Here is a 22,748-nt window from a genome sequence, read left to right on the forward strand (position 1 = left end):
CACCGCCTCAACCTTGAATTCCTTCGTGTACTGCCGTCTCGGTACCACGTTCTCTGCCATGTTCTTCTCCATACAGGCAAAAAGTTATCAAACTTCTTGCTGTACGTGGAATCGAGGCAGGGTCAAGAATCTGTTGTCCGTAGCCCGCGCGCTCGCCGCGCAGCACATCATCTCGAATCCGACGCCCGACCTGCCAATAAAGTAAGGTCAGTTCCGCGTTGACGGCCGCAGCCGCCCGGGCGCGCGCCGTGTCGATCATGCGGCGAATGTCGGTCAATAAAGGTGCGGGGACGAGTTCGGTCATCGGGTCGGGGACGGAGGAGTCGGCGGGCTGGCCCCGCCAATGGGGCCACGTTACCGGAATCTCGGCAACGGCGGAACCCTGCCGAGGCCCCGAATTCTCTCCGCACTGCGGAGAGAATTCATCCACCCGTGCCCCGTTCGCCCTCCCCTGGTTTCCGGTGGCACGCTCGATCGAGGCCCGCAGGGCGCCACGCCAGCGGTCACCCCACTCGGTCCGACGGCCCTCTGCTTCGGCCACCGCGTTGGCGGGACCACCTGCGGTGTAGCGGCGACGGCGGCAAGACCGCAGCGGCCGCTACACCGCCGCGGTAGCTACAAAATTAGTTGAAACGAGTCACGCATTCCGGCGCATGGACCGGCCTGTCCTCAAATGAAGGGTAACATAGCCCTTACTATGTTCCCCTTCAGTCGTTGCGACTCAGCGCTGGAGCCCATTCACATTGAAACAGGCGCTTGAGTTGAAATCGAACGCTTCTCGGTGATCGCCGTGAATGCCGAAATGAAGAACACGTCAGGCAGAGATCGAAAATCGGCGGCATATCCGAAATACTCAGCCGCTCTACGACGCTCCCTGATTCGACCACTTTGGCGTCGATTTTGGAGCCACCTCAGCGGTCATTTCGTTCGCCGGAAACAAGTGAAGCGTCGCACGCGCCGGGGGCCTCTCATTTTCCACGAGTGCACCGCTCAAAGAATCTGCTTTCTCAAAGTAGCATCAGCGCATTACGCAACGCTTGCTGCACGGAGACAGCCGAAAGGCCAGTATCGGAAGCGCATGCGATGAACCGCGCGTCATTTATGGCTGCGCTGGCGACGCTGGGATGATCATCCACGGCCAACCAATTCGTTGCCTTCCTGCGCTCCGCTTCCGACAAAATTTCCTCAAGCCTCGAGGGACCATAGGTTTCCACAACGCCGTTGAATCGGGCTCCAAGCGGGCCGAGCAGTTGGACTAGGCTCTCATCGTCGAATAGTCGGCGCCAGTCCGAACTGATCACGATTCGGATCTCGGGAAAAGGCCTAAGAAGCTGTTCGAGGATCGGGCTCCAGCGGAAGAGATCTGGATTTTCTATCAGCCGGCAGTTCTCATCGAGCGCAATCTCGCCCAATGGGTGGAGGACGCCGTCAAAATCCAGAAATAATATAGGGTCGGCTCGCGATGCCTGGTGCGTCATTTTGATATTCCTACTTCAGCGCGCAACTGGCGCACGCCTGATGACCCAAGCGATCTCGGCCCGGGAAACGTCCCACTACCCACTGGAGACCTTGCACTGCACGCCGGCCCCAACCTCGCCAAGCGCCGCCTCCAGTGACCAGGACGGGTTTTCGGCCTGCCTGCCACTGGCTTCGAGCGCGAGGTCCGCCCGGGCGACGTACCGCGCGAAGAGTTCCTCGTAATCGGACCAGTGACTTACTGGACACCGATCTCACGAAGCAAAAGCTTGGGCGGTTAACCAAAAAAGCACCCTTGACAGGTGTTCGAGGAAAGTCCTAACGAACGGCCGGATGGCACATGATCGTAATCCTGCGGAAACTCCGGGACGTGCGCCGCAAATGACCGGCCGGCTTTCTTGCGGGCCTTCAGCCACAGCATGGAGGGCCGGGAATTCCGCGCCGAGCGATGCCGCCAGGACGTGCTGCCAGAAGGCCGCGTCACCGGGATGCAGGTCGCATGGTCTCCTCCAAGCCCCGAGGTCGGTCCGTAAGGCAGGTCATCACGCCGCGGGTTGACGAGTTCGAGCGCAACCGGTCAGCCGCCTGCGCGACGTCCGTGGCGTGAAACTGACTTTTCTGCCCAACGCAAGAGGATAGCCGGCTCGCCGGTGTCGGCCATCAATAGATGGCCTCACTGGCCTCCCTCATTACGCCGAGACGAGGGCAGCATCAAAATTCAATTCGTTCACCAGTTCCCGCTGGGGCCCGAGATGGGCCCGGATGTGCACACAGGGCCTCATCTCCCCCCGGCTGGTTGAATACCACAGCCATGACACGCCACTCTCCTCTGCCTGATGCTCGCGCCATATACCTGTGACCCGGTCCAGGCGCATGTGGCCATCTGCAGCGGTACGATCCAGCACATAGACCGCGAAACTGCCCGACTCCCACTGCGACACCACCTCAACCAGCGCCTCCGGGCCACTGATGAGCCAGCCATCTGGCAGCGAAGCGTGGTCTCGCCGGTCGCGCGGTGCGACCACCAGAAAACTTAGTGTTTCGTCCGTCCATCCCACGCAGCGCCAAGCCTGGTAGGGCATCGCGAGCGCCCGCCTGACCGGGTCGCCTTCCGCCCAACTTACATCCGTAACTAACATCCCTAATCCCTGCAGTAAATACTTGATCTGCGCGTCTTGTCGACGTTCTTTCCTGCCACCCACCCAGCGTCCTTTCCGGAAGCGAGCACGTTCCTGAACGGTATCTCTTTGGCAGACGGCCGTGCGTAGTTGCGCATCCCATCTAAGCACGTGTCACCAGAAAGAATTCGCCAATGGTATCAAATGAACACTATAGATTGTAGCCCTTTAGATTTCAAAATGAGTACATCAAGTCCTTTATGGAGGGGACTTGCATGCACACGGAGGCCAAGCTGGGTAACGCGCTACGGCTCCTTCGCGAGGTGGCTAACGTTACGCAGGAAGATTTTGGGTTGGTGTCCAGTCGCACGTATATCAGCACAATTGAACGGGGAATGAAGTCCCCCACACTGGGAAAGATTGAGCAGTTGGCCAGCGTGCTAGGAGTGCACCCACTCACGTTGCTAGCCGTTGCATATATGGACCACCTCACCCCAAAAGAGGTCGAGCAGACAACGGCAGCATTGCGCTCGCAACTGCTCGAAATTCTCGGGGAGAAGTGAACATCGTGAATTAGCAATCCCGCCGACATGTTCGGATCACTTCCATCAGCGAGTGCGCAGCAGTCCAGCCCCACGGACCGGTTACCCGCGGCGCGCAAAGTGATCGGCAAACACAAGATCTCTCTCGAGGCGTCCCGCGACGGCCATTCCAACGGAATCGCCTCATCTTCTCCGCCCCGGTAGGCGTCGACCGCCGCCAATCCTTCGCATGCCTAGCCGAGCTTCGCTTGTCGCCACCCCGACCCTTGCGACACCTGCACGCCAATCACCTCCCGCCACACCACAAGGATCGAACACGTTCGGAACTCAAGGGCAGAGCTTTTTGCCCGTATCGACGCCGCAAATTGAAACGCAATGGCCGGCGAGTTCAATGAGGTCGAATCCGCCGCCCCGGCGACCAACGCGAAACGACATCGTCGTCAGCCTATGCAGTTCCACCCCCTATTCATCACACCAATACGAAAGCGAAATGTAACACCTGAGCCCTAGCCTATCCATGCTAACAAGTGCGATCTTTTATTTTGGACTCCATATTTATAAAAACCCACCCAAGGCGCACTTTTGCGCTGACCGGACTCACGGTTAGCACGTTCCAAAACAAAAAATATTTCGTTTATAAACAAACATATATCAACACAATCCCACGATGCAGGATCAAAAGTGCAGACTATTTTGTGCGCAAAATGTACTACCTCAAAAGTGCGGTCTTTTTTGAACGCCGACAGATCGACAACCCCACTCGCGTCAGTGCCTTCACGCATATCGCAATTTTCCGATATATGATTCGCCCATCGACGATACCCGTTTGCACCGGTTTTCCGACAGAACGCTCCGAACACCACACCTTTCCATGCCGACTGAACTCGACATCGACGCGATCCTGAAAGCGCTTTCGAACCCCGTGCGCCGGGAAATCCTCGTCTGGCTGAAAACGCCGGGCGCGCATTTCCCGGAGCAGACGCTGCCGTACGACCACGGCGTCTGTGCCGGGCAGATCGACGCGCGTTGCGGACTGTCGCAGTCGACCGTCTCCGCGCACCTTGCGACGCTGCAGCGCGCGGGGCTCGTGACGTCGACGCGGATCGGCCAGTGGGCGTTCTTCCAGCGCAACGAGGCCGTCATCGACGCATTTCTCGACGCCCTGCGCCGCGAACTCTGACCCAGGCCACGCGGGCCGCACGCCGCGCACGACGCGGCCGTAAGCCCGCCTTTCTGAATAGGTTATCTGCCATGCCCACCCTGTTCGATCCCGTTACCCTCGGCGACCTGACCCTGCCGAACCGCGTCGTGATGGCGCCGCTCACCCGTGCCCGCGCAGGCAGCGCGCGCGTGCCCAACGACCTGATGGCCCGCTATTACGCCGAGCGCGCGTCGGCGGGCCTGATCATCAGCGAAGCAACTTCGGTCACGCCGCAGGGCGTCGGCTACGCGGACACGCCCGGCATCTGGTCCGACGAGCAGGTGGAAGGCTGGAAGCGCGTGACGCAGGCCGTGCACGCGGCCGGCGGCCGCATCGTGCTGCAACTCTGGCACGTCGGCCGGATTTCCGATCCGGTGTTCTTGAACGGCGACCTGCCGGTCGCGCCGAGCGCGATCGCCGCGGGCGGTCACGTGAGCCTCGTGCGGCCGCCGCGCCCGTTCGTGACGCCGCGCGCGCTCGAACTCGATGAAATTCCGGGCATCGTCGCCGCATACCGCAAGGGCGCCGAAAACGCGAAGAAAGCCGGCTTCGACGGCGTCGAGATCCACGGCGCGAACGGCTACCTGCTCGACCAGTTCCTGCAGGACAGCACCAACCTCCGCACCGACGCGTACGGCGGCCCGATCGAGAACCGCGCGCGCCTGCTGCTCGAAGTGGTCGACGCGGCGATCGACGTGTGGGGTGCGGGCCGTGTCGGCGTGCATCTCGCGCCGCGCGGCGACGCGCATACGATGGGCGATTCCGACCCGGCCGCGACGTTCGGTTACGTCGCGCGCGAACTCGGCCGCCGCAAGATCGCGTTCATCTTCACGCGTGAATCGTATTCGGGCGACCAGTTGAGCCCGCGTCTGAAGGAGGCGTTCGGCGGCCCGCTGATCGCGAACGAGCAGTTCACGCTCGAATCGGCGCAGGAAACGCTCGCGAGCGGCCACGCCGACGCGATCGCGTGGGGCAAGCTGTTCATCGCGAACCCGGACCTGCCGCGCCGCCTCGAGCTCGGCGCGCCGCTGAACAAGCCGGTGCCGGAGACGTTCTACGCCGAAGGCGAAACGGGTTACACCGACTACCCGGCGCTCAGCGACGCGGCCTGACGGCCGGCGGCGTGTTCATGCGCGCACGTCCGCGCGCATGAACACGCGCTGCGTCTCGTCGAGCCCGCGTGCGACGTGATGCGCGCGAATCGCGCGCAACGTGTCGTCGAGCGATGCGTCGTCGATGATGCCGAAGCCGAGGCGCGTGTAGTACGGCGCATTCCACGGCGCATCGCGGAACGTCGAAAGCACGACCTGGGCGATGCCGTCTTGCGCGGCGCGCGTCATGATCCGTTCGATCAGGCGCGCGCCGATCCGCTGCCCCGCGTGCGACGGCGCGACATCCAGCTCCTCCAGATAAAACCGCTGCGCATCGAGCAGCCGGTAGAACGCAAAACCCACGCACGTCCCCGCTTCGTCCGTCGCGACATACGCGCGACCGTCGTCGATGCGCATCCGCACGTCGGCCGCATCGGTCGGCTCGCCTTCGGCGATGTCGGGCATGCCGATGTCGCGAAAGCGCTGGGCGGCGGCCACTTCCACGGCGGCCATCGCGGCCGCGTCTTCCCGCGTGGCGGGACGAATCCGGATCGATACTGTCATCACGACGAGGTAGGCAGGCGGGAACGGCCGTCACTATAATCGAAAGTTCATACGTTTCGAACGCCCTGCCCACGAGGTTCGTCATGACGCTGTCCGCGCTCGCCGTGTTCGCCATCGCCCTGCTCGTCACCGCCGGCACGCCCGGCCCGAGCGTCGCCGCGCTCGTCGCGCGCGTGCTGACGAACGGCGTGCGAGACGTGCTGCCGTTCCTCGCCGCGATGTGGATCGGCGAGGCGCTGTGGCTCACGCTCGCGGTTGCCGGGCTGTCCGCGTTCGCGCGCACGTTCGAGACGGGGCTGCTCGTGCTGAAGCTGCTCGGCGTCGCGTACCTGCTGTTCCTCGCGTGGAAGATGTGGACCGCGCCGACCGACACGAAGGCCGGCGACCTGCCGCGCGGCCAGTCACCGTGGCGCATGTTCGTCGCGGGCACGCTGGTCACGCTCGGCAATCCGAAGATCATGCTCTTCTATCTCGCACTGTTGCCGACGATCGTCGACCTGACGCACGTCGGTGTCATCGCGTGGGCCGAGCTCGTCGGCACGATGCTCGCGGTCCTGATCCTGGCCGACTGCTTCTGGTCGCTGCTCGCGTCGCGTGCGCGTGCGTTCCTCACGTCGGCACGCGCGAAGCGGATCGCGAACCGCACCAGCGCGACGGCGATGGCCGGTGCAGCGGTGGCGATCGCGACGCGCTGAACGGCGCGGTCGCACGCGCATCCGCACGACGTCTCGTCGTTGCGAAACGGGGCGGACCGCCACGCCCGCCCGTCAGCGCACGACGGCGCGTTACGGTGTCCCGGCGCTGCAGCAATACGCAAGCAGGAACGTTGCGGTGCCCGCGTCGCCCTGCACGATCGCGCGCATGTCGCCGTTCAGCTTCGCCATCGCCGCCGTCACGTAATCCGGCGCGGGCAGCTTCGCCGTATTGAAGTCGTGTACCGCAACCGCGACCGGCTTGTTGTCCTTCGTCTTCGGCGAAGCCAGCGCCCGGTCTTCCGCGGCGAATCGCTGTTCGCGCGTGGCGACTGCACCGACCTGCCCCGCGCAATAGCCGTGCGTTCCCGACATGATGTGAATCGTGTGACCATCACCGCTCAGTCCCGACGCGATGGTATTCAATGCCGCTGCGACGTCCCTGACATTGCACGGGCCGTGAAAGCCCCAGATCTGCACCGCGTTCGGGGTGCCCTGCATGATGTTGACGAGCGTTGCCATGACCTCTCTCCTTGCAGTCCTGCGTCGTGGACGGTTCGCGGCGAATCGGGCGCTGCTTGCCACGACGACGTTCATGGGCCGGCGCGATGCCGGGCACACGTGCCCGTTGCCTCCCGCCGAGTTGAGAAACATCCGGATATCCGCGACGGACTCGATCGAACCGCGCCCGCCACGGACGGTTCAACCTTATCCATCCACCTCGTTTCGCAACATGGACCGCTCGTCACACATTCGGCAACGTGCCGATCTTCACGGGAAGCGGGAATTGCGGGCCAGCCTGCGCGCGCCACCCGGCTCGGGCACGTGATCGTTGCACGCAACCAGCGCCCGCACCAATGCCCAGTCATCGTCGTCGCAGAAATCGAGCAGCATCGCGCCATATGAACCACGTTGCGCGCGCAACCGCTCCGCGAGCCGCGCCTGAATCCCCTGCACCCTGCCGTCGCCACGCGCGACCACCGACGGATTCGCGCCCATCCCCGTACCGCTGCAGAAATTGATCGCCCAGCGGCCGCTTTCCGGCGACGGCATGCCGGTCAACAGTGCATCGATCGCGCGCCACTTGTAGTTGATCGACCCGGCAACAGGCACGCGGTATTCGTCCTGGATCACGAACGCCGCATCGGGATGATCGATCGTGAAGGTCGCGTTGTCGGGCCACGCGGTCAGGTCGATGCCCAGCGGCCGACTGCTGCGGAACCGCCGCAGCAACACCACCGCGCCGCGCACGTCGCCGAGCGCCGGCAGCGCGCCGCCCGCTTGCCAGCGCAACCGCGGGTGCCGCGCACGATGCGCATCGAACGTCGCGTCGAAACTGCGCGTGCACGCCTGCGCGGGCCATTCGTCCTTCACCGACATCACGATGCATTCGCGCGGATGCGCATCGAGAAAACGCGCACAGTCCGCGAGCACGTCGTCGAATGACATGCCGAGCGCGATCCCGCCGTGATGAATGTCGAACGCATCGCAGCGGTGCCGGCAGCGGATGTCGAGCAGCCGCACGCCGTGCGCGAGCTGCGCGGCGAGCGGCGCGCGTTGCGTGCGCACGAGCGGATCATCGACCGTATACGCACAGGTGTCATGGCTGCCCGGTAGGGTCAGCGTATGCAGCGGCCGCGCGTCGTCGAGCGCCGACATCCAGTCGGCCAGCGGCGTGGAAGCTTCGTATCGCGAAGGGATCATGAATCGATGACTGACAAGGAAAGAAAAACGTGGGTGACCGCGTCGGATGTCGCCGTGCGGGCCGGCGTGTCGCGCTCCGCGGTGTCGCGCGCGTTCTCACCGACGGCGAGCATCGCACCCGAAACGCGCGAACGCGTGATGGTGGCCGCGCGTGCGCTCGGCTACCAGGTCAACCTGATCGCACGCGACATGATCACGCAGCGCAGCAGCATGATCGGCGTCGTGACGGCCGGGTTCGAGAATCCGTTCCGCGCGCGGCTGCTGTCGGACCTGATGGCCGCGCTCGGCCAGCGCGCGTTCACGCCGCTGGTCACCAATGCGGATGATCCGCATCAGGTCCGGCAATCGCTCGAGCGGCTGCTCAGCTACCGGATCGCGGGCCTCGTGATGACGTCCGCGTCGCCGCCGCTGTCGGTCGCGCGCCAGTATCTCGATCACCGGATTCCCGTCGTGATGATCAATCGCGAAGCGAACCTGCCGGGCGCGGACGTCGTCATCAGCGACAACGCGGCGGGTGCCGCCCATGCCGCGCAACGGCTCGTGCGGGCCGGTGCGCGCCGGCTCGCGTTCGTCGGGCCGCGCACCGCGAGCTACAGCGCACGCGCACGTGCGGATGCGTTCGGGCAGGCGCTGCAACGCGGCGACGCGTTCGATGCGGCGCTCGTCCACGTGATCGATACGCACTCCGATACGCATGCATGCGGCATCGACGCCGCGCGGCAACTGTTCGCATCCGGCGAGCGCCCGGACGGCGTGTTCTGCTCGTCCGACCTGCTCGCGCTCGGCGTGATCGACGCCGCCCGCGACGCATTCGGCCTGCGCGTGCCCGACGAGGTGCGCGTGATCGGCTTCGACGACATTCCCGCCGCCGAATACGGCGCGTATCGCCTCACGACGCTGCGCCAGGACACGCAAGGCCTCGCGCACGCGGCCGTCGATCTGCTCGCCGACCGGATCCAGACGTTCAACGGCGTATCGCGCACGCGTGTCGTGCCGGTTACGCACGTGGTCCGGCACAGCTGCGCGTAACCTGTCGCGTCACTTCAGCCCGCCCGCGAAGCCGCGCAGCAGGTAGCGTTGCACGTAGCCGGCCACGGCAAGCGTCGGCAGCGACGCCAGCAGCCCCGCGCTCATCAGGTCGCCCCAGTCGATGCCGTTCTCCGTCACGTAGCCGGCGATGGCGAGCGGCAGCGTGAAGCGGCTCGGCGTCGACACGAACAGCAGCGCGATCAGGAACTCGTTCCAGGCGGCGATGAACACGAAGATCGCGGTCGCGATCAACCCCGGCGCGCACAGCGGCAGCACGATCTGCACGAGCCGCCGCGCGAGCCCCGCACCGTCGATGCACGCGGCCTCCTCGTATTCGACCGGCACGTCGCGCACGAACGCGAGCAGCATCCAGATCGCCATCGGCAACGCGTAGATCTGGTAAGCGAGCATCAGCCCGAACGTCGAATCGAGCAGATGCAGCCGCTTCGCGAGCGCGAACAGCGGCACCGCGATCGTGATCGGCGGCATCAGCTTCAGTGCCAGCACGAGCATCAGGAACAGCAAATCAAGCCGGGCCGGAAACCGCAGCCGCACGAGCGCATACGCGGCCGGAAACGCGAGCGTCAGCGCGAGCAGCGTCGTGCCAAACCCGACCAGCAGCGAATTGGCGAGCGGCGCGCCGATGCCGTTCGACCAGACCGACGCGAAATGCTCGAGCGTCGGCGCGGCCGGCACGATCCGCAGCGGATGATCGAGGCGCTCGAGCGTCGGCATGAACGCCGCGCCGGCCATCCACAGGCACGGCAGCAGCAACAGCGCGAGCGCGGCGACGCGCAGAATCCACGGCACCGCGCGGCCGAATGCGGCCCCCGTTCGCGCGTGCGCGATGCCCGCGGATCGCGCCGTCATGCGCGCCGCTTGCGAACCGTCTGCCATACGTACCCCGAAACAAGCAGCGCGGACGCCGCGAGCATCAGCACCGACGCGGCGCTCGCCGGCCCGACGTTGAAGAAGCGGAAGCCCGTGTCGTAGATGTAGGTCGACAGCGTCTGCGTCGCGTTGCCGGGGCCGCCGCCCGTCAACGCATAGACCTTGTCGAACAACTTGAACGTGTCGATCGAGCGCAGCAGCAGCGCGAGGCCGATCTGCGGCGCCGCGAGCGGCAGCGTGACGTCGCGCAGGCACTGCCACTCGCTCGCGCCGTCGGTGCGCGCGGCTTCGTACAGCTCCTGCGGGATCGATTGCAGCCCGGCCAGCACGATCAGGAACGCCATCGGCGTCCACTGCCACACGTCGACGAGCGCGAGCGACCACAGCGCGAGATGCGGATCGGACAGCCAGCGCACGCCTTCGATGCCGAACACGGCGAGCAGCGCGTTGAGGAAGCCGTCGAAATTGAGCCAGTTGCGCCAGATCGCCGAGCACACGAGCGTGGACAGCATCATCGGCAGGATCGCGAGCGGCAGCGCGATGCGTCGCCCCGGAAACGCGCGCACGAACAGCAGCGCGAGACCGAAGCCGAGCGCGACTTCGACGAACGATGCCGCAATCGTGAAACGCAGCGTGTTGCCGAAGCCGGCCGCGAACGCGTCGTCGCCGAGCACCGCGCGATAGTTCGCGAGCCCCGCGAACGCGCGGCGGCCGGCCGTGTAGTCGACCTGGCAGAACGAGTCGATCAGCACCTGCGCGACCGGGTACAGCGCGAGCGCGGCCAGCACCAGGAGCGCGGGTCCGAGCAGCGCGACGAACGGCAGGCTGCGGCCGAGGGCTTTCATGCGCGGATTCCGGCTGAAGCGTGGCGACAAGCCGTCACTTGCCGGCCGCGGCCATCGCCTGCGCGATCTTCTGCTGCGCCTGACGCAGCGCGGCGTCGGGTGCGGCCTGCCCGGTCAGCGCGAGTTGCAGCTGGTCGCCGAGAATGCTCTCGACCTGCTGCCAGTCCTTCACGCGCGGCCGCGCACGACCGGCCTCGAGCGCCTTCAATTGATCGGGATACCAGCGGTACTGGCGCACCAGCGCCGGATCGGCGAACACGCTGCGGCGCGTCGGCGGAATGCCGATCCCGGCGAGGCGCGTTTGCGTATCGCGCGAACTCAGGTAGGCCAGGAAGTCCTGCGCGAGCTTCGCGTGCGGCGCGTCCTTCGCAATGCCCATCTGCCAGATGCCGAGCATCGGCGCCGGGCCGGCCGTCTGCCCGGGCGGCGGCTGCAGCGCGATCTGCCCGACCACGCGCGACTGCTTCGGATCGTCGAGCGCCGGAATCCACGCCAGCCACACCTCGATCGACTGCGCGGCCGTGCCGCGCTGAAGCGCATCGCGCACTTCGGCGGCGCCGTATACGTCGACGTCCTTCGGCGCGGAGGCCTTCAGCGCGAGGAACGTCTTCAACGCGGCCTGTGACTCGCGCGAATCGATCGTCACGTTGCCGGCGCGGTCGAACACGTCGCCGCCATAGGCCCACAGGATCGGCAGGAAGCCCGTCACGACCGGGTTGCCCTTGGTGCCGCGGAACACGACGCCCGACACGCTCTTGTCCGCACCGCCGACGGTCTGCGCGATCTTCAGCACGTCGTCCCAGTTGCGCGGCGGCTGCAGCTTGTATTTCGCGAGCAGATCCTTCCGGTACGCGAACATCTCGACGTTGCCGACGATCGGCAGCGCGTACAGCGCGCCCGCCGCGTTGCGCCCGAGCGCGACCGCCGACGGCACGAGATCGGCGTCCGCGAGCGACGCCGGCAGCGGCTTCAGCCAGCCGTTGCCGATGAATTCGGGCGCCCACGTGTCGTCCATCATCACGAGGTCATACGTGCCGGTGCCTTCGCGCATCGACAGCTTCAGCTTCTGGTACAGGTTCGCGTTCGGCAGCTTGAGCAGCTCGATGTCGGTGCCCGGATGCAGCTTGGTGAAGCCGGCGACGGCGTCGGCCAGCCCCTTGCCGTAGATGTCGTCGCGGCCCGCGATGACGAGATCCGCCGCGAAGGCGTGCGAGGCGGCAAGGGACAGCGCAACGGCGGCGGACAGCGCGCGCAGGCGGCTCAGCAAGGTCATGTGGTCTCTCTCGATCGGCGTGGTGGCGAGTCGGCCTCGCGTTGCACACGTGTGCAACGCCGGCGACGCTTCGGGCGTCCTGAAGCGAACGCCATTGTTCACGTCGATCGTTAAGAATTTGTGGCAGGCGGCGGAACCGGCCGGCCATCGCAGTCGGCCGCCCCGCCCGCTTCGCCACGTGCGCGCCGTCAGAAGTTCACACGAATCCCGGCCATCACCGCGAGTTGCCGGCTCGAATTGCTGTTCGCGAGCACCGGAATCTGCGCGTAGTTCACCGCATTGCCGTTCGCGTCGGTGCCGAGCCCCGTGCCGCTCGCGATCTGGCCGATCGCGACCGCATACAGCGCAGTACGCTTCGACAGGCTGTAGTTCGTGCCGACGTTGACCTGATGGAAGCGCGTCGTGCCGCGCCCGTCGGTGTGTGCGGCATTGAAGATGTACGCGACGCCGCCCTGCAGCGCGGGCGTGAACATATACGTGACGTTCAGCTCGCCGATGTCGAACGTGAACGCCTGCGTGCGCGGCTGCGCGCCGGTCGAGAAATAGCGGCTGTCGCCGAGGCGCGTGTGCGTGTAGGTCAGCGCGACCGTCGCCGCGCCGAGCGTCACCGAGCCGCCGGCGCCGAACGCGCGCATCGAGCCGGCGTCCTGGAGCAGGCAGTACATCGCGCCCGGATTGCTGCACGCGAAGTCGCCGATATAGCCGCTCGCGCCGCCGAGCGCCGCGTCGAGCGGCTGGTGCAGGTCGAGATAGCCGACCGAGAACGCGACCGGCGCGCGCGTATAGGTCGCGGCGACCGCATAGCCGCGCTTCGCGGAAAAATCGCCGGCCTGCCCGCCGAAGCTGAACGTGCCGCCGAACGTCAGGCCGTTGAAGTCCGCGCTGGTGAACTTCACCGCGTTGTTGAAGTTGAACGCGGCGTTCAGGTTGTCGACGTCGCCGAGATGCGAGCCGTACGGCGTCGCCCAGTTGTTGCTCGACACGTACGCGCCGAGCATGTCCGTGTACGAGTCGTATTGGCGGCCGAGGCCGAGCGTGCCGATCGAATCCTGGCGCAGCCCGACCCACGCCTGCCGGCTGAACGCCGTGCCGCCCTGCAGCGCCTGCCCGTTCGCGGACAGGAACTGCTGCTCGAGCGAAAACACCGCGTTCAGCCCGCCGCCGAGCGGCTCGGCGCCCTGGAATCCGAAGCGGGACGGCACGAGGTTGCCGCCGCCCATCTGCCATGCGTGGCCGCCGCCCGTGCTGCCGTCGGCGCGCGTGAACTGCTGGTTTGTCGAATAGATGATGCCGGTGTCCACGGTGCCGTACAGCGTCACGCTGCCCGAGGTTTGCGCGTGTGCGTGCATGCAACCCAGCGCGGCCGCGCTCGCGGCCAGTCTTCGTCCGATCTTCATGTCCCGCCCCTCTGATGTCATCGATTCGCAGTGCAGATCGATGGTGTTGTCGATATGGGTGACAGGACTCTATCCAGCGAAAATTCGGGACCTCTATCCCAAATCAGCAAACGATGAAGCGAACGGGCGACACGCGACCGTGCCCGGCCGCACAGTCGCGATGCGTGGACGTCACTCGGGACGCAAGGTTTGCGACGGCAGCTCGCCGAACAGGTCGCGATACTCGCGTGCGAAATAGCCGAGATGCGTGAAGCCCCAGCTCGCGGCGGCTTCGCCGACACCGAGTTGCTGCGCCGAGATCGTGCGCAGCAGGCGCCGCACCGCATTCAGCCGGATCGTGCGCAGATAGCCGACGGGCGTGACGTCGGCGACGCGCTGGAAGCTCGTCTGCAGCGTGCGGCGGCTGCAGCGCAGCGCGCGGCACAGCTCGAGCACGGTGACGGGTTCCTCGGGCCGGTCGCGCAGGTGTTTCTCGCAACGGCTGACGATATCGCTGTAGGTCGCGTGCGTGATGTCGCGGCGCTCGACGCCGATGCCCTGGTCGAGCGCATCGAGGAACATGCCGAGCATCGCGTCGCGGAACATCTTGCGGGTGGCCGCGTATTCGAGGCAGCCGGGGTTGCGCTGCGCGTCGTCGATCAGCGACGACAGCCGCGCGCCGAGCGCGACGCCTTGCGCGTCCGACAACCGCGTGACGTGCCGCAGCTTGCGCGCGCCGGCCGCGCCGAACTCGGCTTCGCACAGCTCGTCGATCATGTCCGACGCGGCGCTGATCCCGACGAGCCCCATCCCTTCCGGCGTGTGGAATTCGAAATCCTCGCCGGCGCGCAGCGCGAGCAGCGCATAGCCGTCGACCGGCTGGCCCTGGAACGTGCCGGCGAGCGGCATCGACAGCGGCACCGCGAGCGACGTGCGCCCGGCCGGCGCGAGGCCGGTTTGCGCGACACGCCGGTTGGTCGTCTCGCGGAAGAAATGGAACTCGTCGTACAGCACCTGCGTGACGGTGCCCCTGAACCGGCCCGGCGTCATCTGGCGGTAGACCTGATGCCAACCCGCGATCGCGAGCCCGTGGTCATGCACGTCTTCGTGTGAGCGTGACTGGAACAGCATCGGCATCTCCGGTGAAACCCTGAATCCACGTTGCACCGCACGGCGCGCAACGGCACAGCTTACCCCCGCAAAATTCCGCGCAGTGCAGTTTCGAATGCAAGGCAGGCCGCCGACAGCGCGGCGGCCTGCTCGCCGGTCAGGCGGACATAGCGGCGAAACGACGGCATCCGGTTCACGACCTCGCTGCCGCCGAACGGCACGACGGCGAGCGTCCAGCGCCCGTCGCGCGCGGCGATCGTGCAGTCGGTCAGGTGCAGCGGGCGCAGCGCGTCGGCGAATGACGAATCGGCGACGAGCGTGGCCACCGCCCGCACGAATCCGGGGTCGCATTCCGGTGCGGGCTCGACCGCGACCCCGGTGCGCCGCAGCCAGCCGGTCTGCAGCACGCGGGCATGGCCCTGCCCGGGCGGGCCGTCCGCGCCGATCGACACCTGCACGCTGACCGTATGCATCAGGAACTGACGGTCGACGCGTTCTTCGATGGCCACGTGCACGCCATTCGGCAGCCGGGCCAGAGGTTCGGCGGCGCCGCTGCTCGCATCGCGCGCCGCACCGAGGTCGGCCAGCACGCGCGCGGCGATCGTGCCGGGCCGGTGGCCGGGCGGCGGCGCGTCGGGCGCCGCGCGCCACCGGGCGAATGCGAGCCTCACGACGCGACGTGCTCGTTGCGCAGCACTTCCTCGACCGGCACCGGCTTGAACGGATGCCGGCGCTGCACGACGAGCGTCCAGAACAGCGCGTACAGCGCGGTGAGCCCGAGCATCGCGCCGAACGGCACGTAGATGTCGCGCGCGTTCATGCCGGGCGGCGTGATGTACCAGATCGCGAGCACGATGCCGACGCTCGACACGATCTGCGGCAGCGGGAACAACGGCGAACGATACGGACGCGGCAGATCCGGGCGGCGGATGCGCAGCGTCACGACCGACGCGGTGACGAGCAGATACGCGGTGCCCCACGCGCAGGTCGCGGCGAGCACGAGGTGCAGGATGCTGTCGAGGTTGCCGTTGATCAGCCACGCATGAAAGATCGGCACGATCGCCGACGCGACGATGCCGACCACCGGCGTCTTGAAGCGCGGATGCAGATACGCGAAGCAGCGCGGCAGCGCGCCGTCGATCGCCATCCCGTACAGGATGCGCGGCAGCCCGGCCATCAGCGTGTTGATCGTCGCGGCGCCCGCGCACAGGAACGCGATGCCGAACCACACGCGGCCGAAGGGCCCAAGCACCTGCAGCGCGAACGCGGGAATCGCGCCCGGCGTATCGAGCAGATGCGTGAGGCCGTCCGGGCTCACCGGCACGTTCGCGACCTGGCGGCGGATCGCCGCGCCGTACAGGAACATGCAGATCGCGACGCCGACGAGGCCGAGCGCCATCGCGCGCGGAATCGTGCGGCCCGGCGCCTTCATTTCCGGCGCGAGCGGCGTGACGAACTCGCACCCGACGAACATGAACATCGCCATCCCGACCAGCGACAGCACCGCCGGCACCGACGTGCCGACTTCCGAGCCGCCGAACCAGCCGTCGAGATGCACGGCCGGCGCGGCCGCGAGGCCGAGGATGCCGAAGATCATCAGCGACAGCCACATGCCGGCCGTCAGCACGATCTCGAGCTTGCTGAACACCTTGATGCCGATGATGTTGGTGATCGCGAACGTGACGACGAGCCCGACGCCGACGAGCCACGAGCTGTTGTGCTTCTCGAACGCGGCGTTCAGCGACTCGAAGTTCACGAGCGCCATGATGCCGCTCAGGATCGTCTCCGCCGTGCCGGCGAATACGTGTACGAGGAAATACGCGGAAATCGTACCGGTGATCGCCCAGAAGCGGCCGAGCCCGCACGACAGGTAATCGTAAACCGAGCCGGCCGTCGGCAGCATCGCGGCGGCTTCGGAGAACGTCGTCGCCTGCGCCTGCATCATCACGAACGCGATGATCATCGCGACCGCGAACGCCCAGCCGCCCATTCCGAAGCCCGACGTCGCGGTGAGAATCACCGGGCTCGCCATGATGAGGCCGACGGCGCTCGCCAGCGCGGTCGGAAAACCGACCGCGCCCGCCTTCAGCACCGTGCCGCCGCCCGCTTCAGCCGACGCACCGCCGGGCGTCTCGCCCGCGGCGCCGGTCACTCCAGACCATCCCGACATCTTCGTCTCCTTCCTCTTTGGGCCGGCGCCGGCGCTGCGGCGCCCGCTCCGTTCCGTGCTTCGCGGTCGGCCCGGGGCGGCGCTTCGGCGCGTCGCCACCCGGCCCCTGTCGATCCAATCCAGATCCGATGTCGAAAAAATACGCAGGCAAAATAATTCGGTCATAGCGCAAATCGGCAAACCGGCGGTGGCGAACGGGTTATCCCGCCCTCCACCGCCGGTTCGGCGTCATGCGCTCAGCCGTCACGGCCTCACGCGAACGGCACGGCCTCGAAGCCCGCCGCGAGCGCGTCGACGATCCGGTCGAGCTGCTCGCGCTGGATCACGAGCGGCGGCGACAGGATGATCTTCGTGCCGACCGGGCGCACCAGCACGCCGTGCTCGCGCGCCACTTCCGCGACCGCGTTCGCATAGCCGGACAGCGGGTCGATCGGCTCGCGGGTCTGCTTGTTCGCGACGAGGTCGAGCGCCAGCATCAGCCCCTTGCCGCGCACCTCGCCGACCGCCGCGAAGCGTTCGGGGAACGACCGCAACGCTTCGAGCAGATACGCGCCCTGCTTCGCCGCGTTCGCCGGCAGGTCTTCCTTCACGACGATGTCGAGGCTCGCGAGCGCGGCCGCGCACGCGACCGGGTGCCCGGCGTACGTGTAGCCGTGCATGATTGCGCCGCCGAAGTCCGCGTTCGCGGCGAACGCATCCTCGATCCGCGCGTTCACGGCCGTCGCGCCGAGCGGCACGTAGCCGGACGAGATTCCCTTCGCGAGACACATGATGTCCGGGCGCACGCCCCAGCCGCGGCTGCCGAACATGCTGCCGCTGCGGCCGAAGCCCGTCACGACTTCGTCGGCGATCAGCAGCACGCCGTAGCGGTCGCACACCTCGCGCACGAGCGGCCAGTAGTTGGCCGGCGGCACGATCACGCCGCCCGCGCCCTGCACCGGCTCCGCGATGAACGCGGCGACCGTGTCGGGGCTCTGGAACTGGATCTCGCGCTCCAGCATTTCCGCGCAGATCCGGCCGAGTTCCTCCGGATCCTGCGTGAACGGATTGCGGTACAGCCACGGCGTCTCGACGTGGAAGCAGCCGGGCAGGTTCGGTTCGTAGTTGCGGCGGAACACCGTGTTGCCGTTCACCGACGCGCCGCCGAAGTGCGTGCCGTGATAGCCCTGTTTCAGCGAGATGAACTTCGTGCGGTCGGCCTGGCCGCGCACCTTCCAGTATTGGCGCGCGATCTTCAGCGCGGTCTCGATCGAGTCGGAGCCGCCCGAGCTGTACAGCACGCGGCGCATGCCTTCCGGCTCCAGCATGTCGATCAGCTTCTTCGACAGTTCTTCCGCGCGCGGATGCGAGATGCCGTCGAACAGCTGGAAGTATTCGAGTTCGTCGAGCTGGCGCACGATCGCGTCCTTCACTTCCTGGCGGTTGTGCCCGACGTTCACGTTCCACAGGCCCGCGACGCCGTCGACCAGCTGCTTGCCGGTTTCGTCGAACACGTAACAGCCGTCGCCGCGCACGATGCGGATCGGCTTGCGCTGTTTCATTTCGTTCGGGTGCAGCATCGGGTGCCAGAACTTCGCTTCGTTGTAGCTCATTGCAGTCTCCACTTTCGGATCGTTCGAACCTCGGCCGTGGACGGACGAGGTTCGAGGTTGTCGGGATGTTCGGAACGGGCGCCGCGCGTCAGTGCGCGATGCACACGGATTTGGTTTCGGTGAAGCCTTCGATCGCGTACTGGCCGAACTCGCGGCCGATGCCCGACTGCTTGTAGCCGCCGAACGGCATCGACGGGTCGAGCGGAATGTGACAGTTCACCCATACGGTGCCGGCCTCGATCTGCGGCACGAGATTCATCACGCGCTTCAGGTCGTTGCTCCAGATGCTCGCGGCGAGGCCGTACGGCGACGCGTTCGCGAGACGCACGGCATCGGCCGCATCGTCGAACGGCACGACGACGATCACCGGACCGAACACCTCGTCGCGCACGATCGCGCTGTCGGGATGCGGATCGGCGATCACGGCCGGCTTCACGTAGTAGCCGGGCAGGTCGTCGGCCGGCGTGCCGCCCGCGAGGAACGTGAGGCCCGCGCGGCGCGCGCCCTCGATGTGCTGGACGACCGTGTCGCGGTGGTGCGCGGAGACGAGCGGGTTGATCTGCGCGGTCGTGTCGAGGCCCGCGCCGAGCTTCATCGACTGCGCGACGCCCGCGAGGCCGTCCGCGAGCTGCGCGAACTTGCTGCGATGCACGTAGATGCGCGACGCGGCCGCGCACACCTGCCCCTGGTTGAAGAACGCGCCGGCGGCGACGCCGTCGAGCGCCTGCGCGACGTCGACGTCGTCGAGCATCACGATCGGGTTCTTGCCGCCGAGTTCGAGCGAGAAGCGCGTCATGTTCTGCACGGCCGCCGCGCCGACCCGCTTGCCGGTCGCGGTCGAGCCCGTGAACGAGATCTTCGCGATCGACGGGTGGCTCGCCAGCGCGGCGCCGCACGTGCGCCCGCCGGTGACGACGTTGAACACGCCGGGCGGCACGCCGGCGTCGAGGGCGAGTTCGGCGAGGCGCAGCGCGGTGAGCGGCGTTTCCGGCGACGGCTTCAGCACGATCGTGCAGCCGGCCGCGAGCGCCGGAATCAGCTTCCACACGGCGATCATCAGCGGAAAATTCCACGGCACGATCGCGGCGACCACGCCGACCGGCTCCTTGCGCGTATAGGCCGTGTAGCGCGCGCCGGGCGGGAACGGGATCGACACGTCGAGCGTCTGGCCGGTGATCTTGGTCGCCCAGCCGGCCATGTAGCGCACGTATTCGACGCTCGCGCCGACCTCGATCGCGCGCGACACGTGGATCGACTTGCCCTGGTTCAGCGTTTCGAGCTGCGCGAGCGTTTCGGCGTCGGCTTCGATCAGGTCGGCGAGCTTCAGCAGGATGCGCTCGCGGTCGGCCGGGCGCAGCCCGCTCCACACGCGCGTGTCGAATGCGTGTTTCGCGCTGGCGACGGCGCGGTCGACGTCGTGCGCGTCCGCATCCGCGACCGTCGCGAGCCGTTCGCCGGTCGCCGGGTCGTACACGTCGAGCCGCGCGGCCGCGTGCGCGGGCTGCATGGCGCCGTCGATGAAAAGGCCGAAATCGCGTGCGACGAAGGTGCGCACGGTGTCGCTGACCGCGACGAAGTTCGTGGTGCTCATGGGCGTCTCGATGATTGTCATGGCTGGGCCGCGTGCGCGCCGGCATGCGGGTGTCGAACCACTGTATCGACGAGGGATCGCGCCCTGTGAGCGCAAATTGGCAAACGCGCGGAGGATCGACACGCGCGCGAGGCGGGATCGTGGAACGGCGGCGTGCGAGGGCCGCGCTATCGTCGGATGAATCGCGCGGGGGGCATGCGGGTGCGAAGCGGGTGCGAAAAAACTACAGGAACAACGTGCCGACCAGCTCGGTGCGGTTCGACACGCCGAGCTTGCGGTACATCCGCATCAGATGCGTCTTGACGGTCGGCTGGCCGAGCGCGAGATCGCGCGCGATCTCCTTGTTCGAGCGGCCGTCGCGTACGAGGCGGGCGATCTGCTCCTCGCGATGGGTCAGCCGCTCCTCGCAATCGATCCGGTGAATCCCGCGCCGCGCGCGCAGCAGCGGACACAGCGCGGCTTCGACAACGGGCTGCAACCGTGCCAGCGCGTCGATCTCGCCCGGCGCGAACCGGCCCGCCGTGCTGTTGCCCGCGCCACCGCCCGCGTCACCCTTCCCGAAGCGCAGCAGCGAAAACGCACCGATCGTCCGGCCCGCGTCGTCGCGCAGCCAGATCTCGACGACGTCGGCAACATCGTGCCGCCGCAGGAAACGGGTCCAGTATGCGGACGCATCGCGTCTTTCGTCAGGCAATTGGGAAGCGAGCGTCACGACCGCCTGAGCGCCTGCCGCGCAGCGCGACGGATGCAGCGGATCAAGCATCCGGTAGCGCGCGATATAGGTGCGATGCATCGACTCGGACATGCCGAACAGCTCGAAATCGGCCGGCTCGCCGCTCAGGTCGAGCCGGTAGAACACGATCGCGGACGGGCTCACGAACGCGTCGAACGCGTCGACGCACGCGCGCAGCGCGCGCTGCCAGTCGGCGGCTTCGTGATCGGCGGGAACGGGTGAGGTCGGCATGATGGGAGCGGCCGGCGGCCGAACGCGTCGAAGTTCGGGCCAGCCTACCGGCGCCAAAATGGGCCGGTGAGCACAAATCGGCAATTCGTCTGCGGGTGGTGGGTGGGGACCGGGAATGGACGTCGAAGTCGGCGCGGAACATCGCGCGCGCCGATCGAGCGCGACCGGAACGATCGGCGAAGTTTCCGGAGCGGCCGCGCGTGCGGCTTCGCAACGAAGGCGCGGCGACGTGCGCGCCCCGCCCCGTCGGTCAATATCAGTGCGCGTTCGCGGCGAACGTGTCGCAGGCGCTCACTTCGCCCGACTCCATCCCGCGCCGTAGCCAGTACACGCGCTGCTCGCTGGTGCCGTGCGTGAAGCTCTCCGGCACGACGTAGCCCTGGCCTTGCTGCTGCAGCCGATCGTCGCCGATCGCGGCGGCCGCCTTCAGCCCCTGCTCGAAATCGCCGGGCTCCATCAGCCGCTGGTTCGCGCGCTGCGCGTTGTTCGCCCACACGCCGGCGAAGCAGTCGGCCTGCAGTTCCATCCGCACCGACAGCGCGTTCGAGCGCGCTTCGCTCGACCGGCGGCGCGCGGCGTCGACCTTGTCGGAAATGCCGAGCAGGTTCTGTACATGATGGCCGACTTCGTGCGCGATCACGTAGGCCTGCGCGAAATCGCCGCCCGCGCCGAACCGCTTGCGCAGTTCGTCGTAGAAACCGAGATCGATGTACACGTTGCGGTCGCCCGGACAGTAGAACGGCCCCATCGCGGTCTGGCCGGTGCCGCACGCGGTCGGCGTCGAGTTCGTGAACATCACGAGCTTCGGCGCTTGGTACTGCGCATGCAACTGGGTGTTGAACACGCCCGTCCACGTGCGCTCGATATTGCCGAGCACCTTGCGCGTGAACACCGCGCCGGGATCGTTCGCCGGCGCGCCCTGGTGCTGCGTGGGCGCGGGCTGCGCCTGCTGCTGCCGGCCCTGCAGCGCCGACGCGCCTTCGAGCACGACGCGCGGGTCGATCCCGAAAAAATACGATGCGGCCAGCGCGACCACGATCGTGCCGATGCCGATTGTCGCGCGCCCGCCGCCGAACCCGCCGCCACCGCGTCGATCCTCGACGTTCACGCTTTCTCTTTCGTCGTCCAGCCTCATTGCCGGCCTCTCCCTGTTCTTGTCGATGGTCCGGCTGCGCCATCGGCGGACGCGGTGTATCCATATCCGTCGCACGCGCGCGCCGATCTCGCCGCCTGCCGCTCCGCTTGCACGACGGAATCGGCGGCCGTCGCGCCCCGCACCGATGCGCGGGCGCGCCCGCGCCATTTTGCCGGGCTTTTGCGACTCATCGCAAAAATACGGAGGATAGAGCGATTCGGCGCCGAACATCGTCAGCCTTTGCAAAATGACCGCGATCAGCGCTTTCCAATGGAACAGGAGCCTGGACGAGGGTCTGCACTGGCTCTTGCGTAGCGCTTTCGGCGCGTTTCCAATGCAAAAGAGCCTGTTGTTGGCCCGACACGCGCGAGTTGACCGACACCG

22 protein-coding genes and 1 pseudogene are annotated in these 22,748 nt (G+C 66.8%); 5 read left to right on the top strand and 18 right to left on the bottom strand.

Annotation, left to right across the window (positions count from 1 at the left end; all coding sequences use genetic code 11):
- Positions 1-124 precede the first annotated feature (124 nt).
- The 3 genes and pseudogenes from HWX25_RS31175 to HWX25_RS31185 form a co-directional block, all read right to left on the bottom strand.
- Positions 125-304 (bottom strand): annotated as a pseudogene (locus HWX25_RS31175) (DUF1016 N-terminal domain-containing protein); the annotation flags it as partial.
- Positions 305-1,007: 703 nt separating this feature from the next.
- Positions 1,008-1,478 (bottom strand): HAD domain-containing protein, encoded by a 471-nt coding sequence (locus tag HWX25_RS31180; RefSeq protein WP_175912403.1) that lies wholly within the window; start codon positions 1,476-1,478, stop codon positions 1,008-1,010.
- 687 nt (positions 1,479-2,165) lie between these two features.
- Complete coding sequence (locus HWX25_RS31185) at positions 2,166-2,615, bottom strand: hypothetical protein (RefSeq protein ID WP_175912405.1); 450 nt, start codon at positions 2,613-2,615, stop codon at positions 2,166-2,168.
- Between the two features lie 254 nt (positions 2,616-2,869).
- Here HWX25_RS31185 and HWX25_RS31190 point away from each other — a divergent pair, with 254 nt between their 5' ends.
- From HWX25_RS31190 to HWX25_RS31200, 3 genes are all read left to right on the top strand, one after another.
- Positions 2,870-3,157 carry a helix-turn-helix transcriptional regulator gene (locus HWX25_RS31190; RefSeq protein WP_152865238.1) on the top strand — a complete coding sequence of 96 codons (288 nt, stop codon included), beginning with the start codon at positions 2,870-2,872 and terminating at the stop codon, positions 3,155-3,157.
- Positions 3,158-4,007: 850 nt separating this feature from the next.
- Entirely contained in the window at positions 4,008-4,316 is a 309-nt protein-coding gene (locus HWX25_RS31195) for a helix-turn-helix transcriptional regulator (protein WP_044846683.1), read from the top strand.
- Between the two features lie 71 nt (positions 4,317-4,387).
- On the top strand, positions 4,388-5,449 hold the full coding sequence (locus HWX25_RS31200) for an alkene reductase (RefSeq protein WP_059819371.1): 1,062 nt from the start codon (positions 4,388-4,390) through the stop codon (positions 5,447-5,449).
- A 15-nt stretch (positions 5,450-5,464) separates the two neighbouring features.
- Here HWX25_RS31200 and HWX25_RS31205 read toward each other — a convergent pair whose 3' ends face one another.
- Complete coding sequence (locus HWX25_RS31205; RefSeq protein ID WP_175912407.1) at positions 5,465-5,992, bottom strand: GNAT family N-acetyltransferase; 528 nt, start codon at positions 5,990-5,992, stop codon at positions 5,465-5,467.
- An 83-nt stretch (positions 5,993-6,075) separates the two neighbouring features.
- On the opposite strand from HWX25_RS31205, the gene HWX25_RS31210 reads away from it, so the two are divergent.
- Positions 6,076-6,687 carry a LysE family translocator gene (locus HWX25_RS31210; protein ID WP_175912409.1) on the top strand — a complete coding sequence of 204 codons (612 nt, stop codon included), beginning with the start codon at positions 6,076-6,078 and terminating at the stop codon, positions 6,685-6,687.
- A 90-nt stretch (positions 6,688-6,777) separates the two neighbouring features.
- On the opposite strand, the gene HWX25_RS31215 is transcribed toward HWX25_RS31210, so the two are convergent.
- Together HWX25_RS31215 and HWX25_RS31220 are read right to left on the bottom strand one after the other, a co-directional pair.
- Positions 6,778-7,206, bottom strand: coding sequence for a hypothetical protein (locus HWX25_RS31215; protein WP_059526591.1), 429 nt, complete (start codon positions 7,204-7,206; stop codon positions 6,778-6,780).
- Between the two features lie 249 nt (positions 7,207-7,455).
- Positions 7,456-8,388 carry a phosphatidylinositol-specific phospholipase C gene (locus HWX25_RS31220; RefSeq protein WP_175912410.1) on the bottom strand — a complete coding sequence of 311 codons (933 nt, stop codon included), beginning with the start codon at positions 8,386-8,388 and terminating at the stop codon, positions 7,456-7,458.
- Positions 8,389-8,394: 6 nt separating this feature from the next.
- On the opposite strand from HWX25_RS31220, the gene HWX25_RS31225 reads away from it, so the two are divergent.
- Positions 8,395-9,417: a LacI family DNA-binding transcriptional regulator gene (locus HWX25_RS31225; RefSeq protein ID WP_175912412.1), complete on the top strand. Its 1,023-nt coding sequence runs from the start codon at positions 8,395-8,397 to the stop codon at positions 9,415-9,417.
- Between the two features lie 9 nt (positions 9,418-9,426).
- Here the strand turns inward: HWX25_RS31225 and HWX25_RS31230 are convergent, their stop codons facing one another.
- From HWX25_RS31230 to HWX25_RS33310, 12 genes are all read right to left on the bottom strand, one after another.
- Complete coding sequence (locus HWX25_RS31230) at positions 9,427-10,287, bottom strand: carbohydrate ABC transporter permease (RefSeq protein ID WP_175912414.1); 861 nt, start codon at positions 10,285-10,287, stop codon at positions 9,427-9,429.
- Positions 10,284-11,153 (bottom strand): sugar ABC transporter permease, encoded by an 870-nt coding sequence (locus HWX25_RS31235; RefSeq protein ID WP_059819375.1) that lies wholly within the window; start codon positions 11,151-11,153, stop codon positions 10,284-10,286. Before HWX25_RS31235 ends, HWX25_RS31230 begins: the two co-directional genes overlap by 4 nt.
- A 34-nt stretch (positions 11,154-11,187) precedes the next feature.
- Entirely contained in the window at positions 11,188-12,426 is a 1,239-nt protein-coding gene (locus tag HWX25_RS31240; protein ID WP_175912416.1) for an ABC transporter substrate-binding protein, read from the bottom strand.
- A 188-nt stretch (positions 12,427-12,614) separates the two neighbouring features.
- Entirely contained in the window at positions 12,615-13,823 is a 1,209-nt protein-coding gene (locus HWX25_RS31245) for a porin (protein WP_175912418.1), read from the bottom strand.
- A 171-nt stretch (positions 13,824-13,994) separates the two neighbouring features.
- Positions 13,995-14,933 carry a helix-turn-helix domain-containing protein gene (locus tag HWX25_RS31250; protein ID WP_175912420.1) on the bottom strand — a complete coding sequence of 313 codons (939 nt, stop codon included), beginning with the start codon at positions 14,931-14,933 and terminating at the stop codon, positions 13,995-13,997.
- A gap of 59 nt (positions 14,934-14,992) precedes the next feature.
- A complete protein-coding gene (locus tag HWX25_RS31255) occupies positions 14,993-15,583 on the bottom strand; it encodes a DUF3156 family protein (protein WP_175912421.1) in 591 nt (196 codons plus the stop codon).
- Entirely contained in the window at positions 15,580-17,082 is a 1,503-nt protein-coding gene (locus tag HWX25_RS31260; protein WP_175912423.1) for an APC family permease, read from the bottom strand. Before HWX25_RS31260 ends, HWX25_RS31255 begins: the two co-directional genes overlap by 4 nt.
- A 251-nt stretch (positions 17,083-17,333) precedes the next feature.
- Positions 17,334-18,674, bottom strand: a complete 1,341-nt coding sequence (locus tag HWX25_RS31265) for an aspartate aminotransferase family protein (RefSeq protein WP_175912425.1) — start codon at positions 18,672-18,674, stop codon at positions 17,334-17,336.
- Between the two features lie 88 nt (positions 18,675-18,762).
- Complete coding sequence (locus tag HWX25_RS31270; RefSeq protein WP_059527187.1) at positions 18,763-20,265, bottom strand: aldehyde dehydrogenase family protein; 1,503 nt, start codon at positions 20,263-20,265, stop codon at positions 18,763-18,765.
- Between the two features lie 223 nt (positions 20,266-20,488).
- Complete coding sequence (locus tag HWX25_RS31275; RefSeq protein WP_175912426.1) at positions 20,489-21,229, bottom strand: helix-turn-helix transcriptional regulator; 741 nt, start codon at positions 21,227-21,229, stop codon at positions 20,489-20,491.
- A gap of 256 nt (positions 21,230-21,485) precedes the next feature.
- On the bottom strand, positions 21,486-22,364 hold the full coding sequence (locus HWX25_RS31280) for a neutral zinc metallopeptidase (RefSeq protein WP_059819382.1): 879 nt from the start codon (positions 22,362-22,364) through the stop codon (positions 21,486-21,488).
- Positions 22,365-22,551: 187 nt separating this feature from the next.
- A partial coding sequence (locus tag HWX25_RS33310) for a hypothetical protein (RefSeq protein ID WP_208456624.1) occupies positions 22,552-22,748 on the bottom strand: 197 nt, incomplete at its 5' end.

This window comes from Burkholderia sp. BCC1640, assembly GCF_902833125.1.
Classification (GTDB): Bacteria; Pseudomonadota; Gammaproteobacteria; order Burkholderiales; family Burkholderiaceae; genus Burkholderia; species Burkholderia diffusa.

Coding starts and splice junctions, on each gene's coding strand:
- HWX25_RS31180 (WP_175912403.1), bottom strand. CDS start 1,478: ATGACGCACCAGGCATCGCGAGCCGACCCTATATTATTTCTGGATTTT.
- HWX25_RS31185 (WP_175912405.1), bottom strand. CDS start 2,615: ATGTTAGTTACGGATGTAAGTTGGGCGGAAGGCGACCCGGTCAGGCGG.
- HWX25_RS31190 (WP_152865238.1), top strand. CDS start 2,870: ATGCACACGGAGGCCAAGCTGGGTAACGCGCTACGGCTCCTTCGCGAG.
- HWX25_RS31195 (WP_044846683.1), top strand. CDS start 4,008: ATGCCGACTGAACTCGACATCGACGCGATCCTGAAAGCGCTTTCGAAC.
- HWX25_RS31200 (WP_059819371.1), top strand. CDS start 4,388: ATGCCCACCCTGTTCGATCCCGTTACCCTCGGCGACCTGACCCTGCCG.
- HWX25_RS31205 (WP_175912407.1), bottom strand. CDS start 5,992: ATGACAGTATCGATCCGGATTCGTCCCGCCACGCGGGAAGACGCGGCC.
- HWX25_RS31210 (WP_175912409.1), top strand. CDS start 6,076: ATGACGCTGTCCGCGCTCGCCGTGTTCGCCATCGCCCTGCTCGTCACC.
- HWX25_RS31215 (WP_059526591.1), bottom strand. CDS start 7,206: ATGGCAACGCTCGTCAACATCATGCAGGGCACCCCGAACGCGGTGCAG.
- HWX25_RS31220 (WP_175912410.1), bottom strand. CDS start 8,388: ATGATCCCTTCGCGATACGAAGCTTCCACGCCGCTGGCCGACTGGATG.
- HWX25_RS31225 (WP_175912412.1), top strand. CDS start 8,395: ATGACTGACAAGGAAAGAAAAACGTGGGTGACCGCGTCGGATGTCGCC.
- HWX25_RS31230 (WP_175912414.1), bottom strand. CDS start 10,287: ATGACGGCGCGATCCGCGGGCATCGCGCACGCGCGAACGGGGGCCGCA.
- HWX25_RS31235 (WP_059819375.1), bottom strand. CDS start 11,153: ATGAAAGCCCTCGGCCGCAGCCTGCCGTTCGTCGCGCTGCTCGGACCC.
- HWX25_RS31240 (WP_175912416.1), bottom strand. CDS start 12,426: ATGACCTTGCTGAGCCGCCTGCGCGCGCTGTCCGCCGCCGTTGCGCTG.
- HWX25_RS31245 (WP_175912418.1), bottom strand. CDS start 13,823: ATGAAGATCGGACGAAGACTGGCCGCGAGCGCGGCCGCGCTGGGTTGC.
- HWX25_RS31250 (WP_175912420.1), bottom strand. CDS start 14,933: ATGCTGTTCCAGTCACGCTCACACGAAGACGTGCATGACCACGGGCTC.
- HWX25_RS31260 (WP_175912423.1), bottom strand. CDS start 17,082: ATGTCGGGATGGTCTGGAGTGACCGGCGCCGCGGGCGAGACGCCCGGC.
- HWX25_RS31265 (WP_175912425.1), bottom strand. CDS start 18,674: ATGAGCTACAACGAAGCGAAGTTCTGGCACCCGATGCTGCACCCGAAC.
- HWX25_RS31270 (WP_059527187.1), bottom strand. CDS start 20,265: ATGAGCACCACGAACTTCGTCGCGGTCAGCGACACCGTGCGCACCTTC.
- HWX25_RS31275 (WP_175912426.1), bottom strand. CDS start 21,229: ATGCCGACCTCACCCGTTCCCGCCGATCACGAAGCCGCCGACTGGCAG.
- HWX25_RS31280 (WP_059819382.1), bottom strand. CDS start 22,364: ATGAGGCTGGACGACGAAAGAGAAAGCGTGAACGTCGAGGATCGACGC.